Source organism: Spirosoma sp. 48-14 (assembly GCF_001898575.1).
Lineage (GTDB): Bacteria > Bacteroidota > Bacteroidia > Cytophagales > Spirosomataceae > Spirosoma.
Map to the genome: position 1 here is coordinate 26,128 of NZ_MKUD01000070.1, position 16,595 is coordinate 42,722.

The window sequence follows — 16,595 nt, forward strand, 5'->3', positions numbered from 1 at the left end:
CTGATTTTTATATTTGCTCTCATTATCCTATTATCTTCTATTCGATCATCCATGAGAAACCTTTCCCTGCTGGCCTTACTATGCCTGCTCACGGCTTCGCTTTATGCACAAAGTCCTCCGGCGGCAACCCGCTTTACACTTCAGGGCCGTGCTGTCGATACAACATCGGCTCCGCTGCCCTCCTCAACGGTTATGCTGCTCAGCGCCAAAGATTCGTCGATGGTCAACTTTACCCGTACGGGCGACAACGGAGCTTTTACTTTTAAGAATATAAAAGCGGGTACATACATTCTGAAAATTTCGTTTGTCGGGTTGATTCCTTATAATCAACTGATTAAGCATGCGGGGGAGCCGGTTATGGATTTAGGTCCGTTGAAACTGAAGCCGATCACCCGCGAACTGATGGAAGTAGTGGTTCGAACGGCAAAGGCTCCACTGACGATCAAAGGCGATACCATCGAATACAATGCCAGTTCATTTAAGGTCCCGCCCGGATCAACGGTAGAAGATTTGCTTAGAAAGCTACCGGGTGTTCAGGTCGATCAGGACGGGAACATTCGGGCACAGGGGCAGGAGGTTAAAAAAGTAACGGTCGATGGAAAGAGTTTTTTCGGGGATGATCCAAAGTTAGCGACCAAAAATCTGCAGGCCGAAGCCATTACAAAAGTGCAGGTGTTTAACGATAAAACCGAACAGGCTAAAATGACCGGCGTTGACGATGGCAAGAAAGAAAAAACCGTTAACCTGCAACTGAAGGAAGAGTTTAAAAAAGGTGGTTTTGGGAAATTGACGGCCGGAGCCGGGCCTGCTTCGAATAATGTATCGACGCGTTTTGAGGGGAAAGGAAGCTACAACAAGTTCGACAGCAAGCAACAATTTTCGGCCTTGCTACTCGGAAATAACACGAACCAACAGGGCCTTTCCTTTAATGACTATCAGGATTTTAGGGGGAGTAACTCGTTCAACTGGAACGATAATGCCGACTTCGGGTTTAGTGGCTCTAATCGTTATCTCTACTTTGGCGACGACAATGAAAGCCTGACCATTCCGATTAGTGGCGGCAATGGCCGGGGCTTTACCAAAAATACGGCCGGGGGCCTTAACTACAACTACGACACGAAGAAAACCAAGCTAAGCACCAGCTATTATTTCAACCAGACCCGGTTAAATCTGGATGCGCTTCGGGAAAACAAAAGTTACCTGCCCGGTTCAACCAATCTGCGGAAAACGGACACCAGCAGCCAGTCCAACCTGGCCACGAACCACCGGATTAGCTTCCGTTTAGAGAAGCAGCTTGATTCCATGCAAACGTTGCTGATCATCAGTAACAGCCGGTTTGGGCTTAATACCAGCAATCTGCAAAGTCAGCAACGGGTGTTTCAGAGCGTCGCAAATAGCGCTGAACTTCCGACAACCTATAGCCAATCGACGAATAATTCATCAGCCAACCAGTTTGCGATAGCCAATACGCTTCTGTATCGGCTGAAGTTCAAAAAGAAAGGGCGCAACTTTGGCGCCAGCGCTACGTTTCAGATGAATAAAAACGATGGCGATTTACTGCTGAAAGCCCGAAACGAATTCTATCAGGCTACCAGTGTGAACGACATGCTGCGAATACTCAATCAGGATCAGGGAACCAATTCGGTCAGTAACCAATACAAGGCTAACCTGTTGTATGTAGAGCCGTTCGCCAAAAAGTTCTTCTGGGAGACGTTCTATAACTTTAACCTTCGCTACGATGAAGTCGATCGCGATGTGGCAAACCTGGACGACAGCCGCCGACGAATTGATTCCCTGAGTTTGTACTACAAGAACAATTACCTCTTCAATCGACTGGGAAGCAGTGTGCGTTACTCCTACAAAGGGTTGAATATATCGGCTGGGGTAGCGGGGCAGCAATTTCAGCTTGATGGGAAGTTTGCCCGCGACCAGAGCCAGCCGCTTCAACCCATCAACCGGACATTCACGACAGTGATTCCGAACGTCTCGCTCAACTTCGATCTGAAAAATAACCGATACCTGGGAGCCAATTATGATGTAGGGGTACAGATACCATCCTCGCGCGATTTACAGCCAGTAACCAGCAACAGCAACCCGCTGGCCATTACCCGTGGAAATCCGAATCTGCTCCCTCAGTTGGGTCATAATCTGAGTGCTTCGTACAACTACTTTAACCCAGGGAGCTTCATTAATTTATGGACGAATATTTACACGACCTATTTTGTAAACCAGATCGTGTATAGCCAGACCGTTGATCCGAAAACCCTGATTACAACGACGATGCCAGAAAACCTGACGGGTGGTAAAAATCTGGGATCTAATATTTATTTCGGCTTCCCGCTGAAGAAAACAAAGGCAACGCTTAACCTGAACACTTCGTTGAATTTGGGCCACAATCTGACGCGAATCAATGAAGTGCTGAACGAGACGAATAACCAGAATTACTCATTTGGTGTCCGGCTGGAGTTGACGCCTAAAGAGTGGATTACTTTTTACGGTAATGCGAATATGAGCATCACCAATACCAAGTATTCGATCAATACGACGCAAAACCAGACCATCTACAACAACAGCATCCGGGGTGATCTGAACCTGAAATTGCCCGGCGATTTTTACCTGAACACGACGCTGAACTACAACGAGTATAAAAACGAGAAGCTGAATTTCAATCAGCAGATTCCCTTGTTAAGTTCGTCGATCTATCGTATCGTTGGGAAGGCGAAAAAAGCAGAGATTCGGCTGTCGGGCTTCGATCTGCTCAATCGCAACGTGGTGGTGTCGCAGTATGCGGGTCAGAACTATACCAGCACCGAGCGAATTCAGTCGCTGGCCCGGTATTTTATGTTAAGCTTTACGTATAACATGCGGGGTGTTCAGGCGAAAATGCGCCGGGATTATTATTGATTTCAAGCTCTTCTAAACGCACTTATTTATCATGAAGAAATTAGTCCTGGTACTATGCCTGATGGTCAGCTCGATGGCTATGGCCCAGAAAACGGAAGGTGTAGTGACCTACGTTCGTAAAGATTACTGGAGTAAAATGATTAGTAGACTGACGTTTCTGAGTCAGGAGCAAAAGGACCGTCAGACGCAGCTACGGAAGAACTGGGAAGAGAACAACAAAGGCACCAAAATGAAGATGGCCTTTAACGCCAACGAAAGCCTGTACACCTATTTCAGTACGGAACCGGAAGAGGGTGGATACTCGTGGCGGCAGTACGAACTGGATTTGTACCGAAATTTTGAAAAGGATAAGAAGACGGACATCATCGAAATGCTGGGTAAAACCTACGTTGTTGAAGATTCGATCCATGCACCCGTCTGGAAAATTGGGAATCAGATCAAAGAAGTTGCGGGGTTCATTTGTATGAAAGCTGAGACGGAAGATCCCGTCAAAAATCAGAAAATTACGGCCTGGTTTGCGCAGGATATTCCGGTTTCGGCTGGCCCCGAACGGATGTGTGGTTTGCCCGGTCTGATTCTAGAACTGAATATCGATGACGGAACGGTGATCATAGAAGCAACCAACGTTGCGTTCCGCCCGCTTACGGCTGATGACCTTAAGCTACCAAAAGTAAAAGGAAAGAAAATAGACGATGCTGCCTACGATAAGGTGATTCGCCAGTATATTGCCCAGCAAACAGTAGCTCATGAAAACCCGTACTGGGAAATACGTTATTGAGAAAACTCAATTGAATTTGACAACGAAAACCGCTTCCTTACAAGCGGTTTTCGTGTTTATGACCTTTACCTAACAAAAGTCAAGTTTGACCCTGATAAACGTCATGTGGGGTCCGGCGACCTATGCCGTGATTTGTAGAGTAATTCAAACACACAAAATCATGGCAACGCTCACACAAGTAACTCCTGACTATAGCACAACCACCGATACTTCATGGATTTCTGCCGTTAAAAAATTCGTTTCTGAAGCCGAATTTTATCGCTTTGGATGGGCTGTCGGTGCCTTGGCTATTCAGGGATGCATCCTGTCGCCTGTACTGTTGCTGATCATGGCCAACTTTGGCGGAGGGGATTGGCAGTTTCTAGCCAGTATGCTTTGCTTTTTAGGGGTGCTGGTTCCCGTACTTTCTGCCTTACCCGTCCGATATATTTTTTCCGGCTTCGCCATTAGCCTGATCCTGCACATTATCATGATCGCTATCGATCTGCTCTGATAAGTAGCTTGTTTGGCTACCCGTATCGCTAAAAGAAGAACACTGCATATACAACTCCCCCTGAATGAGCTTACGAAGCAGCATTCAGGGGGAGTTTTGCGTTGGAGGTATTTGCTTTCCAGGTTTTGTAGGCTTCGGGCATACACACAGCACATGGGCGATACCCAATTGCAATGGCTTCTGTTGCATTGCGAAAAAACACCCGGTTTTCAGGTTTCATTCGCTTACCAGCCCGACAATCCAGCCGACCGTATAACTTGCCAGGACGATGGCCACCGAGCGCAATAGCTCCTTTTTTTAGTTCGCTAACTAACCTTCGCAGTCGGGCAAATGGTGTTGGACCGAGATCAACATGACGGATCATGCTGCATCGTGAAAAATAAGCCCAACGTTGATGCGCGTACCTGTCCGAACTTCACTGACACCGTGTCGCATCGTCAGCCGATAGTAGCCACGTGTGCCTTTAGCCGGTCGGTATTTTGTCGTGAATACAACAACCTGGCCTTGTTCGGGCTGTAAAACAATGGGCTTCGATTGCATACGCGGTCGTTGTTCGATGAGAACAAATTCGCCACCCGTATAGTCCCGATTGGGTTGACTCAGAGACAATACCGCCTGAAACGGAAAATACAACTCGCCATACATATCCTGATGAAGTGCATTCCAATCGCCAGCACCGTATTTCAGAATGAGTGGTGTTGGTTTGGTTTGCCCGGCTTCATGGCACATTACCAGCCATTCGTCAAGGTTAGTAGGGTAACGCAGGTCAATACCCAGTTTAGCGTTCCAGTCGTTGGCTACAGGAGCCAGTTGGGCAAACAATTCATGCCGAAACCGATCGACAACAGTAGGTAGGGGATAGCTAAAGTATTTGTATTCACCGCTACCGTATCCATGGCGTTGCATCACTACCGTTTTCCGGTATAGATCTGAGGCATCAAAGAGCGTTGCGACATAGTCACATTCCTCCGGCGATAACACGGGAGGCAATACGGCAAAACCTGTTTCGGGGAGCGTGGCTAAAGTCATTAGAAAGGAATTTAGTGGTCATTTACTTCGCGTCATTGATGGAAACTAATACACTGTCAATGATTGACAACAAAGTACGTGAAGTAAATGACCGGTTGACGGCCCTTGAATCACTAGTTATCAACGCGCGCAGCTTCCCAGCCTAGCATGGCCTGCTTGCGTTCGGCTCCCCAGCGATAACCACCGAAAAGGCCGGTTTTCTTAATGACCCGATGGCAAGGAATCAGATAACCGATAGGATTAGCGCCGATAGCCGTTCCAACCGCCCGCGACGCTGTTGGCTGTCCAATCGCATCGGCAATCTGATCGTAACTAGCCAGTTGGCCTTCTGGAATCTTCAGCAGGGCTTCCCATACTTTTAGCTGAAAGGCGGACCCACGCATCAACACAGGTAAGGGAGTACTAATAGTCTGGTTGGGTTCGCCAGTAACAGGAAAAATCTGATTGGTAAACCGCTGGATGCTAGTAGGATCGTGAATTAGTGACGCTTCAGGCCAGGCTGCTTTTAGAATAGTAACTGGGTCATCCTGGTCGTCTAAAAAATGCAATAGAGCGATTTTGTCATGCATAGTCCCCAATACATACGCGCCAAACGGACTATCGAATACGCCGTACACAAGTTGCAACCCGGAGCCTGCCTGCTTAAACTGGCCCGGCGTAACGCCTTCGATGGTGACAAAGAGATCGTGTAAACGCCCTGTTCCTGAAAGCCCGGCCTCATAAGCCGCTTCGGATAAGGCAACGCCTTTCCGGAGTTGGGTTTTGGCGTGTTCGAGGGTTAGGTACTGGCTGAATTTTTTTGGACTTACCCCCGCCCATTCGGTAAACAGACGTTGAAAGTGAAACTCACTCATATTAGCCTTGGTCGCCAGTTCACTCAGTGAGGGTTGCTCGCGAAACGTAGCGGTGAGGTGCTCAATGGCCTGGGCAATTTGCTGATAGGTGTACGTGCTGTTGGTTGTCATTGTATTTGTGTGTTGACTATACAAAAGTCGCCATAATCGCGCTGCCCAAAAACCCGATTCTTGCGGAGTTGAGTGTCTAAATAGTTTCCTGGCCTATGCGAAAGGGCGAACGATTTAGACATTTGTCCAGGAGATCAGCCCTGGTGCTCAGCCAATTTTGTATCGTCAATCAATCGTATACAAATGAAAACGGCTCTATTACCTTCGAATCGATTTATCAGTAATCTACTCATTTTTGGGGTTATTCTGGTCATTGTACCTTACACGGCCTTAACCATACTCTTCGATTATCCGAATGTGCTGCGCTACGAACCCGGTATCATACTGACCCGTTTCCATCAGGGCGGTGGGCTGCTGATAGCGGTGTGGTGGCTCTTTGCCATCAGTGGCTTTCTTCTGCTACAGGCGTATGTGCTTATCGGGCAGAAACTGGAGCCACAGGAACCCGGTTTGCGGTGGGCAACAACACTGGGCGTTATGTCGGGTATCGTGCAAATTGTTGGGTTGCTACGCTGGCCGTTTGTGGTGCCTGTGTTGGCTACCCAGTATGTTCAGGCGACCGACCCAGCTACCCGGCAGGCGACCGAAGTCGTCTTTACGGCTATTCATCAATACGGTGGTGTTGTGCTGGGTGAACATCTGGGCCAACTGCTGACCATTGCTTATACTGTTTTGCTATCGCTGGCTTTACGTCGGCTGGCTATGGTTTCAGGGTGGGTAAGTTACCTGGGTCTGGTGGCTTCTGGCATCTACCTGCTGGCACAGGGCGACCTGTTTGCGACTGTACTGCCGGGCTTCCCAACCTGGGAACTGGCTGGATTAGTGGGGAGTACACTTTGGCTGGTCTGGCTACTGGTTTTAGGCATTCAGTTTCGTCGGCTGGATGAGGTTGCCGTTCAGAAAGCCTAATTTACCTTCCAACGAGGGGAAGCAGCAGGTGATGTATTTTGGTGTTGTGCGATAGCTGCTTTTTCGTAAGTTCGATTAGTTATTAAACCAGACAGAACCTATGCCAGTTAACGCCAAACATTTAGCCACGTTTATTTTGGGAGCTGCCGCCGGAGTCGCGCTCAATAAATATGCACAAACCGAAGATGGTCAGAAATTGATGGCCGACCTGAAAGAAAAAGGACTGCAACTGAAATCGGAGGCCGAAGGAGCCATTGATAACGCACCGGAGTACTTTGAAAAATTAAAAGCTCAATTGGCCGACGTGCTCAAAACCAATTTCCCCGATGCGGAAGCGACGATAAACGATGTACTGGGCAAAAAGCCGGACGCGCCTAACACCTCTAGTCCAAGCTAGAAAATAACCTCTTTGTCAGCAGGACAAAGAGGACTTCTGTATGTACCTGTTGACCAATACTAGCGGGAACCAAAAAACAGCGCCGGACAATATTGCCCGGCGTGTTTGGTTTAGAGAAAGCTAGAAATTGACGTTGATCAGGCTAGTTCAAAGCGATCAAGATTCATAACTTTGGTCCATGCGGCAACAAAATCCTTAACAAATTTTACCTTCGCATCCGAACTGGCATAGACTTCTGCCAGAGCGCGAAGCTCGGAGTTCGAACCAAAAATAAGATCGGCACGAGTGGCGCTCCATTTCAGGTCGCCCGACTTGCGGTCGCGGCCTTCAAACACTTCTTTATGATCGGAAACGGCTTTCCAGGCTGTGCTCATATCGAGCAGATTGACAAAGAAATCGTTGGTCAGTACGCCGGGCTGAGCGGTGAAAACGCCGTGTTTAGAACCATCGTAGTTCGTATTTAGCACCCGCAGACCACCGACCAGCACCGTCAGCTCAGGGGCAGTGAGGGTTAACAACTGCGCTTTATCGACCAGTAACTCTTCCGTCGAGATCGTGAATTTAGCTTTGAGGTAGTTACGGAAACCATCGGCAATAGGCTCCAGCACCGCAAACGATTCAACATCGGTTTCTTCCTGCGAAGCGTCCATCCGGCCAGGTGTAAAGGGAACCGTGGTATCGTAACCCGCATCTTTAGCCGCTTTTTCAACAGCGGCACTACCAGCGAGCACAATCAGATCAGCCAGCGACACCTTTTTGCCGGTTGTTTGCGTACTGTTAAATTCTTCCTGAATGCTTTCCAGTATGCCCAGTACTTTCGCTAACTGAGTCGGATTGTTAACGGCCCAGTCTTTCTGAGGAGCCAGCCGGATACGGGCACCGTTGGCACCACCCCGTTTGTCAGAACCACGGAACGTAGAGGCCGAAGCCCAGGCTGTCGATACCAGTTCGGATACGGTTAATCCCGAAGCCAGGATGTTCGCTTTCAGGGCAGCAATGTCGGCTTCATCAATCAGGGCGTGATCAACAGCCGGAATAGGATCTTGCCAGATCAGCACTTCTTCGGGCACTTCAGGGCCTAAGTAACGGGCTCGAGGACCCATGTCGCGGTGGGTTAGCTTAAACCAGGCACGCGCAAATGCATCGGCAAATGCGTCGGGGTTTTCAAGGAAATGTCTTGAGATTTTTTCGTAAGCCGGGTCGAAGCGAAGGGCGAGGTCAGTGGTCAGCATCCGTGGCTCGTGGCTTTTTGATGGATCATGGGCATCAGGAATTGTACCAGCACCTGCACCGTTTTTCGGTTTCCACTGATGAGCACCGGCTGGGCTTTTGGTCAGTTCCCAGTCGAAACCAAACAGGTTTTCGAAGAAGCCATTACCCCATTTGGTCGGTGTGCTGGTCCAGGTAACTTCCAGGCCGCTTGTAATGGTATCGCCACCTTTGCCGGTTCCGAAGCTATTACTCCAGCCAAAACCTTGTTGCTCAATACCAGCGGCTTCGGGTTCTGGACCTACGTGCGTTGCCGGAGCAGCACCGTGTGTTTTGCCGAAAGTATGTCCACCTGCAATCAGCGCAACGGTTTCTTCATCGTTCATAGCCATCCGGCCGAAGGTGTCCCGAATATCTTTTGCGGCTTTAACGGGGTCTGGGTTTCCGTCTGGCCCTTCGGGGTTCACGTAGATCAGGCCCATTTGTACAGCTGCCAGCGGGTTTTCCAGATTCCGTGAGTGGATATCGCCATCAGCATCATCGTCAGAAACAAGTACGCCCCCAGCTTTTTCAACACCGTCGGAGCCATGCGCATACCGGATGTCGCCACCAAGCCAGGTTTTTTCTGCACCCCAATATACATCCTGCTCGGGTTCCCAGACGTCGGGGCGACCACCCGCAAAACCAAAGGTTTTAAAGCCCATCGATTCAAGCGCTACGTTGCCCGTCAGAACCATCAGGTCAGCCCAGGAAATTTTGCGGCCATATTTCTGCTTGATTGGCCAAAGTAATCGGCGGGCTTTGTCCAGACTAACGTTGTCGGGCCAGCTATTGAGGGGAGCAAACCGCTGTTGACCAGCGCCAGCGCCACCACGACCGTCGCCCGTACGGTACGTACCCGCACTATGCCAGGCCATACGGATAAACAAGGGGCCATAATGTCCAAAATCGGCTGGCCACCAATCCTGTGAATCGGTCATCAGGGCGTGAAGATCCTGCTTTACAGCCTCCAGATCCAGGCTTTTGAACTCTTCAGCATAGTTGAACGCTTCGCCCATTGGGTTCGATAGCGACGAGTGCTGCCGAAGGATATTCAATTGCAACTGATTGGGCCACCAGTCCCGGTTCTGCGTTCCGTTACCGGCTACACTAATCTTTTCAGCAGTCTGCATATTCCCATTGTGAAAGGGGCACTTGCTGATATCACCTGACATTGTATCCATCTTATTTTAACGATTTGGTTTACGCGTGAACGTGGTCTTTGTGTTGTTCTCGATTTGTTTTACAAGGCAATACTAGCAGGAACTTACTTATCAATCAAATTGATTTAATTGATTATCGTATCGACAATATTTATATTGAATAAGTAATGCTTATGGTTTTTCGGGTACCTTACTGGCTACCTGCTGGATCATTCCAATCATAATCAGGTATTGTGCCGTTGCGTAGGGTGTCATAACCAGCCAGGTCGAGCCACTAAATGGACTGAGAAACTTATTGACAGCAATAGCCGAGTCGGATATAATAAACAGTAAGGCGCCGATCACTACCTGATTATAACCAGGAAGACCCTGTCGCTGGGTTGCCAGAAGGCCCATTCCATTCAGGCAACTGGCATAGATGACAACAGGCCACCAAAGTACTTCTAAATCCGGTTTGCTGATAAAAACAGGTCGGAGTAAAACCAGAAAAATAATCAGGTATAGGCTAAAGGGAATCGCACGTTTCACTAACCTACGGCTTGTAATCAGTTGTTCTCCCGCCCGGATCGACTTCAGGAAAGCAATGCTGTAACAAATTTGCATCATCAGAAAAGCCCCTAGTCCGGCAGCAAACAAGTCGATTTCCTGAATCATCAGCAGGATATCGCCAACCAGCGCAAACACCATTCCAACCAGAAGCCATCGTATATACGAAACGAAGCCGACGGCCTGACAAAACTGCCACACGTATAGCATCAGCAGGGCCATAATCAGTGGTTTGCATCCGTAATGCAATACGCGGATAGTCAGCGAATCGCCAAGTATTTCCAGCAGCGTAATGGCTATAAACGTAAGCGTGAACGGACGGGTGGGCCTGATATACATAGCATTCGGTTCGGGTTTAGGTGAGCTAAATGTACGTGTTTCGTTGCCAGAATAGCTAAAATAGGGTAGGGAGCGTAGGTGGAAATGTGGCTAAATTAGACTGGGTTTTATAGATGAAATTAACGAGTAGCTACCAGACAAAATTTGCCTAATAATTTCTTAGTCTATTAGTTTTATTTATTAAGAAAAATTTATATTAATTATTTAATTGTGTCACATAACGGTAACTTTAATTCTGTTCAGTATTTTTAATCGATTTTTTAGACTAAATCGCTCTACACCCGATTTTGGTGAAAAACAGAGTGGATTTCTGGATAGAAACGTTCCTGCTATGAACAGATACCGGCGGATCTCCCTGATGGTAGCTTTGGGGGTTCTTATAACCGTAATCATCGGAATTAATGCCTGGCAGACGGTGAATCGGCTGACTGAAATGAATAAATGGGTTGTCCATACCCATCAGGTAATCAGTAAAACGCAACGGATGCTGGCACTACTGACCAATATGGATAATGATTTACGAGGCTATTTGCTGAGTAGCAATCTCTATTTCAAATCAGATTTTGAGCGCACAAGTCAGCAAATGAGTAAGGAACTCAAAGCCATACAGAAACTGTCGGCTGATGATCCTATACAAACAAAACGGCTTCAGTTGCTCGATCAACTTTTCCGGGCGAAGATTGCCAGGAGCCGCCCATTATTTGCGGAGGGGCTAATTAAGCCGGGAATGGCCCGACTGGATTCTATTGAACATTTTCTGAGCATCAGCAGCGACTTTTATCAGGTTTTAAAAGAGTCGGACAGCTACGAAAACGTACTACTCGAAACCCGCGTTGCGCAGAGTAAACGGTCGGCTGCCTATGCTACGATCAGCAATCTGGTTGGTGCGGTTGCGGCCTTGCTCATGATTATTGGGGCTATTTACCTGTTGTATCGCTCCCTGCGGGAAAGTAACTGGCTCAATCAAAAACTGACCGAAAGTGAGCAGCAAACCAAGAAATTGCTGGAAGCGGTACCGGCTCCTATTGTGATCATCGACCGGGATGGAAAGTTCTACTATGCGAACCAGGCCGCTATTAAATTATTCGGTGATCGTATCCAATTTGGTCAATATACGGAAGGGCTCAATGCCGATTCACTATTCCGTTTTCCGGATGGCCAGCCTTATCCGGTTAAGCAAAGGCCTACCTATCGGGCGCTGCAGGGCGAAACGGTTCAGGTCGACGATCTGGAACTGCGCATGAACGGTAAAGCCATTCAACTGCTTAGTACGGCCACGCCTGTTTACGATGCACAGGGCGATCTCCAATACGTAATTACGTCCAGTATTGATATTAGCGACCGTGCACAGTCACAGCATCAGTTACAGGAAGCGAAGAAAATAGCGGAAAAAGCGGCCAAGCTCAAGCAGGATTTCCTGGCTAATATGAGCCACGAAATTCGAACACCGTTGAACGCTATGCTTGGGTTTTCTGAATTGCTGGACACCACCTCCCTTGATGCCGACCAGCGCGAATACCTGGGGCATATTCGAACGTCGGGCAAAAACCTGCTGACCATCGTTAATGATATTCTGGACTTATCAAAGCTGGAAGCGGGTATGATCAAGCTGGAGTCGATACCCTTTAGTATTCAGCTGCTCGTTGCTTCGCTTAAGGCGATGTGTCAGGTATCCATTGCTGATAAAGGGCTGGAGCTGGTGATAAAAATTGATCCGGCATTGCCAACTGTTTTTCGGGGCGACCCAACCCGACTCACCCAGATTTTATTGAATCTGCTCAATAATGCCATAAAGTTTACCAAGCAGGGTACAATTACTTTACAGGCTGAGCCCCGTGGAGAGGTTGATGCCGACCTGGTTCTGGTGCGCTTTATAGTAGAAGATACAGGCATTGGTATCGACGCCGACGTATTGCCTACTATTTTTGATCGCTTCCAACAGGCCGACGATTTCACAACCCGATATTATGGTGGAACGGGCCTTGGCTTGAGTATTGTCAAAGCACTGACGGAGTTACAGGGTGGTACAGTTCGGGTAGTAAGCACATTGGGTAAAGGCTCTCAATTTGTCGTAGAAATTCCATATCCGGTTGCTGAAGAGCAACTGTTGCTGCACCAGCCCAATAACCTGGCCGTAGCTCCTGTGCTGGGTGATGTTCGTGTGTTGGTAGTGGAAGATAACCTAATGAATCAAAAGCTAGCAATTCAGGCGTTGAAGCGATTGGGGTATCAGTCACAAGTGGCCGACAATGGGCAGAAAGCCCTTGCGCTGCTCGAAGAAACCAGCTTTGCCATAATTCTGATGGATCTTCAGATGCCGGTGATGGACGGGTATGAAACAACCCGCCAAATTCGTTCAACACTCAAAAGTTCGGTGCCTATCATTGCCATGACGGCCCACGCGCTGCCCAGTGAACAGGAGGAGTGTATCAAAGTGGGCATGAATGATTTTCTGCCCAAGCCATTTCAGTTAGAAGAGTTACAAGCGCTCATGCGTAAATACGTAGTGACGGGCCGCCCTATCCCAAAACCTGCACTGGTAGCTGAACCCTCAACCCGTTCGTCGGCCAGCTTTTCTATAGAACCTTTATTAAGCGCAGTGGGCAACGATACGGCATTGGCAATGGAGTTAATCGAGATTTACCTGGTCGAAACGCCTTCGGGACTTGAGAGCCTCAGACAGGCAATCGATCAGCAGAATTTGGACACAATCAAACAGATCGTTCATACCCAGCAAGTCCATACAAAAATGCTGGGTATGAACGAAGCCACCCGATTAATTCTGGAAATCGAAGCGCTGATCAGAGAAAAGAAAGGGATTGACGACGTAGCTCCCCTGGTTGAACAATACATACTGCAAATTGAGGCAATCTTACCACTGATGAGCCACTATGTAGAAACTAGCCAAAGTCGCGCTGAGTAAATGTATTCGCCTATCCAACCTAAGGTATGTAGCGTAATCTATGGGTTTACCTGAGGATTTCAAAAACCATTTTCTGTTTAGATAGTTAAGTAAATAGACTCAACAAAATAGAAAAATTATGGATAAGGCACAGAAGTTTGAACTGATGAACAAAGTGGTTCGTGAATTGGAAGACCTGCAAAACAGCCAGACGGCCCTCATTACCAAAATCAGTCAGATCGAAGTGGACAATATGAATGGTCTGAACGATTCGACGCTGGAAAAAAATCTCAGCGATATGCATTCGAAAATTGCCGAGAATGTTGACTCGATCAATGACATTTTTTCGTATTTCGAAAGTAAACGGGACGAGTACGGTGAGAAGAATGGTGCAGCTATAGCGGCTATAGAGGCCGCAGCGGCTGTCGAAGCCGTTAAATAGATCAAAGAATACGATCAGGCAACAAGCCGGACACGATGTCCGGCTTGTTGTATTTAGAGCTAGTCTGTTTTTGCACTAGTCGGATAATAATGATTAGGGCCTCTCCAAGTGAAAGTTCAGGTTAAGAACCAATCAAAAAGTGTACGTAGAAGCTTGGTCTACATGGGCTGTATTACCTGGAAAAACGGCGGCTATAGGTTGAAATGTATTGGCAAGACGATACAATCAGGCAAGCCATATCCATTACGCGCGTGGTCTTCTGTGTGTTTTTCCGATGGATTGCTCTTGTTAAACCTTGTAAAAAGTCTTACCGTAAAAAATACGTAATGATAAAAAAGCATAGTAGATTCGTAGCGATTTGTTAAACCCTTGCTTTACGAAATTTATGACGTTACGAAATTGGCTACTGCTATTCGGTTGTCTGTTGTTCCAGACGGCAACACTTCTGGCTCAGGTTCCGCGAATGCCCGCCGTCAAATCCCCGGAAGTGACCGACGGCGGATTGATCTTCCGGCTGCGGGCGCCAAACGCTAAAGAAGTAATTCTTGACATCGAAGGCGTTTCGCGGGAAACGATGACCAAAGATGATCAGGGCGTCTGGAGTTTTACCAAAAAGCTTGACCCCGATGTGTATGATTATGCCTTTGTCGTCGATGGCCTTCGCATTCCCGATCCAGCTAATCCCGTGGCTAAACCCTGCTACCAATGTAACGGACAGAGTCTGGCCCATATGCCGGGACCAGCTTCGCTGAGTTGGGAGATCAAGGATGTGCCTCGCGGTATTGTCAACCACCATGTCTATCGGTCGGCGGTGATGGGCGAAGACCGGGACTACTATGTGTACCTGCCGCCAAACTACGACCCCAAACGCAAAGAGCCGTATCCAGTATTTTTCCTGCTTCACGGTGCCACGGGGACGGCCCTATCTTGGATCGTGAATGCGCAAGCCAACATTATTCTGGATAACCTCATTGCCGAAGGCAAAGCTAAACCTATGATTATGGTCAATACGCTGGGCTATGGCGGTAATGAAAAATACACCACCGAAGTGCTTCAGGAAATCATACCTCAACTGGAAAAGACCTACAATGCTGCTAAAGACCGAACCCAGCGAGCTATTGTCGGTTTGTCGATGGGTGGGGGCACGGCTTTTTATACGGGACTGAACAACCTCGACCATTTTGCCTACGTTGGTGGGTTTAGCAGTGCGGTTGGTATGGGAGGTCCGCGTCCAGCGGCTTCGGCATCCGGCAACCCAGCTACGACAACCCCGTCGGAGGAACAGATCAAAGCCATGAATGACAGCTTTGCCAAAGCGTATCCGAAGCTGGACGAGAGCGCCAATAAACAGTTAAAGCTCTTGTGGGTTTCCTGTGGGGTGGACGACTTTCTGTATCAGAACAATAAATACTTCAAGCAATATCTGGCCTCGAAAAAGGTAAAGTATAAAGAGGTCGAAACACCCGGTGGACACACATTCATGGTCTGGCGACGTAACCTCACCGACATTGCACCCCTGCTATTTCGGTAGGATACTGTTTTTTGTGTGAGCGGGTTCTTAAACCCGCCCACATTAGTACCTTACTGCTGTAATCACGTTCTGTAGTCTTGTTTGACCGAAATGGTTTATAAGTCCTGCGTTGTCGCTGGTAAAAGCCGGAATACCTTATGATCGGCATAGAAGGTTCCGCCCGGTAGGATCGATGCCAGCAGTGCCAGTCCCGTTTTGCTCGCCGACCAGCCATACTCGGTTTTGGCCTGAATAATGACCAGTACGTACCAGACAAACAGCAGCCCATGAATTGGTCCCAGAATTTGCACTGCTTCGGGATGACCACCAATTCGTTTTAGTGGCACAGCAATGAACAGAAGCAGCAGGTAAGAAATTCCTTCGGCAAAGCTTACTACGCGAAGCCGGATTTTGAGTGAATTGAAAAAGTGCATAATAGGTTGGAGAATGCTTAAAGCGTTCGATATAATGGTCGGGTGGCCAGCGGTGAAAATGGCCAGGGAATCGCAAGGAGGATGAGCAGCAAGGTAATGGTAAAATAAATAGCGGTCGTTCTGAATTTCTGTTGGGATGTCGGCTGGCGTTTCGCTTTGCTCGAGCCAACGGTCATTATCACGATGGCCGTGAACATCAACCCAATATGAATCAGGCTAAAAAACCGAAACTCGGGCGATTGACTGGCATCGGGCGAAAACGTCCAGTAATAGCTTACGATTGGACTTTTGGAGTAAAGATAGAAGCCGACCAGCAACTGCGTATGGGCAATTGACGTAGCGATCACGCGTATTGTCTGGTCGATGGGTCGGTACGAACGCCCTCGCAACCAGCCCGAATAACTGTTGCCCAGCGCTATCAGTAAACTCCCCAGAACCAGCCACCGTAGCGCATTATGAACAACCAGCAGAATAGGATAAATCATGGAGCTATCGAAGCCTGAATACAACCGCAAAGGTCCGACAGCTTACCGAGA

15 protein-coding genes are annotated in these 16,595 nt (G+C 48.2%); 8 read left to right on the forward strand and 7 right to left on the reverse strand.

Annotated features, from left to right (window positions below):
• Positions 1 to 51 precede the first annotated feature (51 nt).
• From BGO59_RS29390 to BGO59_RS29400, 3 genes are all read left to right on the forward strand, one after another.
• Positions 52 to 2,904 carry a TonB-dependent receptor gene (locus BGO59_RS29390; RefSeq protein WP_293690004.1) on the forward strand — a complete coding sequence of 951 codons (2,853 nt, stop codon included), beginning with the start codon at positions 52 to 54 and terminating at the stop codon, positions 2,902 to 2,904.
• Positions 2,905 to 2,935: 31 nt separating this feature from the next.
• Complete coding sequence (locus BGO59_RS29395) at positions 2,936 to 3,682, forward strand: GLPGLI family protein (protein WP_293690007.1); 747 nt, start codon at positions 2,936 to 2,938, stop codon at positions 3,680 to 3,682.
• A 160-nt stretch (positions 3,683 to 3,842) separates the two neighbouring features.
• Positions 3,843 to 4,175, forward strand: coding sequence for a hypothetical protein (locus tag BGO59_RS29400; RefSeq protein ID WP_293690010.1), 333 nt, complete (start codon positions 3,843 to 3,845; stop codon positions 4,173 to 4,175).
• A gap of 70 nt (positions 4,176 to 4,245) precedes the next feature.
• Here BGO59_RS29400 and BGO59_RS29405 read toward each other — a convergent pair whose 3' ends face one another.
• The 3 genes from BGO59_RS29405 to BGO59_RS29415 form a co-directional block, all read right to left on the reverse strand.
• Complete coding sequence (locus tag BGO59_RS29405; RefSeq protein ID WP_293690013.1) at positions 4,246 to 4,539, reverse strand: Ada metal-binding domain-containing protein; 294 nt, start codon at positions 4,537 to 4,539, stop codon at positions 4,246 to 4,248.
• Positions 4,536 to 5,204 carry a 2OG-Fe(II) oxygenase gene (locus BGO59_RS29410; RefSeq protein ID WP_293690016.1) on the reverse strand — a complete coding sequence of 223 codons (669 nt, stop codon included), beginning with the start codon at positions 5,202 to 5,204 and terminating at the stop codon, positions 4,536 to 4,538. Before BGO59_RS29410 ends, BGO59_RS29405 begins: the two co-directional genes overlap by 4 nt.
• 113 nt (positions 5,205 to 5,317) lie before the next feature.
• Complete coding sequence (locus BGO59_RS29415) at positions 5,318 to 6,169, reverse strand: bifunctional transcriptional activator/DNA repair enzyme AdaA (protein WP_293690019.1); 852 nt, start codon at positions 6,167 to 6,169, stop codon at positions 5,318 to 5,320.
• 183 nt (positions 6,170 to 6,352) lie between these two features.
• On the opposite strand from BGO59_RS29415, the gene BGO59_RS29420 reads away from it, so the two are divergent.
• On the forward strand, positions 6,353 to 7,078 hold the full coding sequence (locus tag BGO59_RS29420) for a DUF4386 domain-containing protein (protein ID WP_293690022.1): 726 nt from the start codon (positions 6,353 to 6,355) through the stop codon (positions 7,076 to 7,078).
• 100 nt (positions 7,079 to 7,178) lie between these two features.
• Entirely contained in the window at positions 7,179 to 7,475 is a 297-nt protein-coding gene (locus BGO59_RS29425) for a YtxH domain-containing protein (RefSeq protein WP_293690025.1), read from the forward strand.
• Positions 7,476 to 7,612: 137 nt separating this feature from the next.
• Here BGO59_RS29425 and katG read toward each other — a convergent pair whose 3' ends face one another.
• Together katG and BGO59_RS29435 are read right to left on the reverse strand one after the other, a co-directional pair.
• The gene (katG, locus tag BGO59_RS29430; protein ID WP_293690027.1) at positions 7,613 to 9,907 is read right to left on the reverse strand and encodes a catalase/peroxidase HPI; all 2,295 of its coding nucleotides are present in this window, start codon (positions 9,905 to 9,907) and stop codon (positions 7,613 to 7,615) included.
• Positions 9,908 to 10,057: 150 nt separating this feature from the next.
• Entirely contained in the window at positions 10,058 to 10,771 is a 714-nt protein-coding gene (locus BGO59_RS29435; RefSeq protein WP_293690030.1) for a lysoplasmalogenase, read from the reverse strand.
• A 331-nt stretch (positions 10,772 to 11,102) separates the two neighbouring features.
• Between BGO59_RS29435 and BGO59_RS29440 the strand changes: the two genes are divergently transcribed.
• From BGO59_RS29440 to BGO59_RS29450, 3 genes are all read left to right on the forward strand, one after another.
• On the forward strand, positions 11,103 to 13,694 hold the full coding sequence (locus BGO59_RS29440; RefSeq protein ID WP_293690033.1) for a response regulator: 2,592 nt from the start codon (positions 11,103 to 11,105) through the stop codon (positions 13,692 to 13,694).
• 118 nt (positions 13,695 to 13,812) lie between these two features.
• Complete coding sequence (locus BGO59_RS29445) at positions 13,813 to 14,115, forward strand: hypothetical protein (protein WP_293690036.1); 303 nt, start codon at positions 13,813 to 13,815, stop codon at positions 14,113 to 14,115.
• A gap of 385 nt (positions 14,116 to 14,500) precedes the next feature.
• Positions 14,501 to 15,646 carry an alpha/beta hydrolase-fold protein gene (locus BGO59_RS29450; RefSeq protein ID WP_293690038.1) on the forward strand — a complete coding sequence of 382 codons (1,146 nt, stop codon included), beginning with the start codon at positions 14,501 to 14,503 and terminating at the stop codon, positions 15,644 to 15,646.
• A 95-nt stretch (positions 15,647 to 15,741) separates the two neighbouring features.
• Here BGO59_RS29450 and BGO59_RS29455 read toward each other — a convergent pair whose 3' ends face one another.
• Together BGO59_RS29455 and BGO59_RS29460 are read right to left on the reverse strand one after the other, a co-directional pair.
• On the reverse strand, positions 15,742 to 16,059 hold the full coding sequence (locus BGO59_RS29455) for a DUF3817 domain-containing protein (RefSeq protein ID WP_293690041.1): 318 nt from the start codon (positions 16,057 to 16,059) through the stop codon (positions 15,742 to 15,744).
• Positions 16,060 to 16,076: 17 nt separating this feature from the next.
• Positions 16,077 to 16,544: a hypothetical protein gene (locus BGO59_RS29460; protein WP_293690043.1), complete on the reverse strand. Its 468-nt coding sequence runs from the start codon at positions 16,542 to 16,544 to the stop codon at positions 16,077 to 16,079.
• Between the last annotated feature and the right edge of the window lie 51 nt (positions 16,545 to 16,595).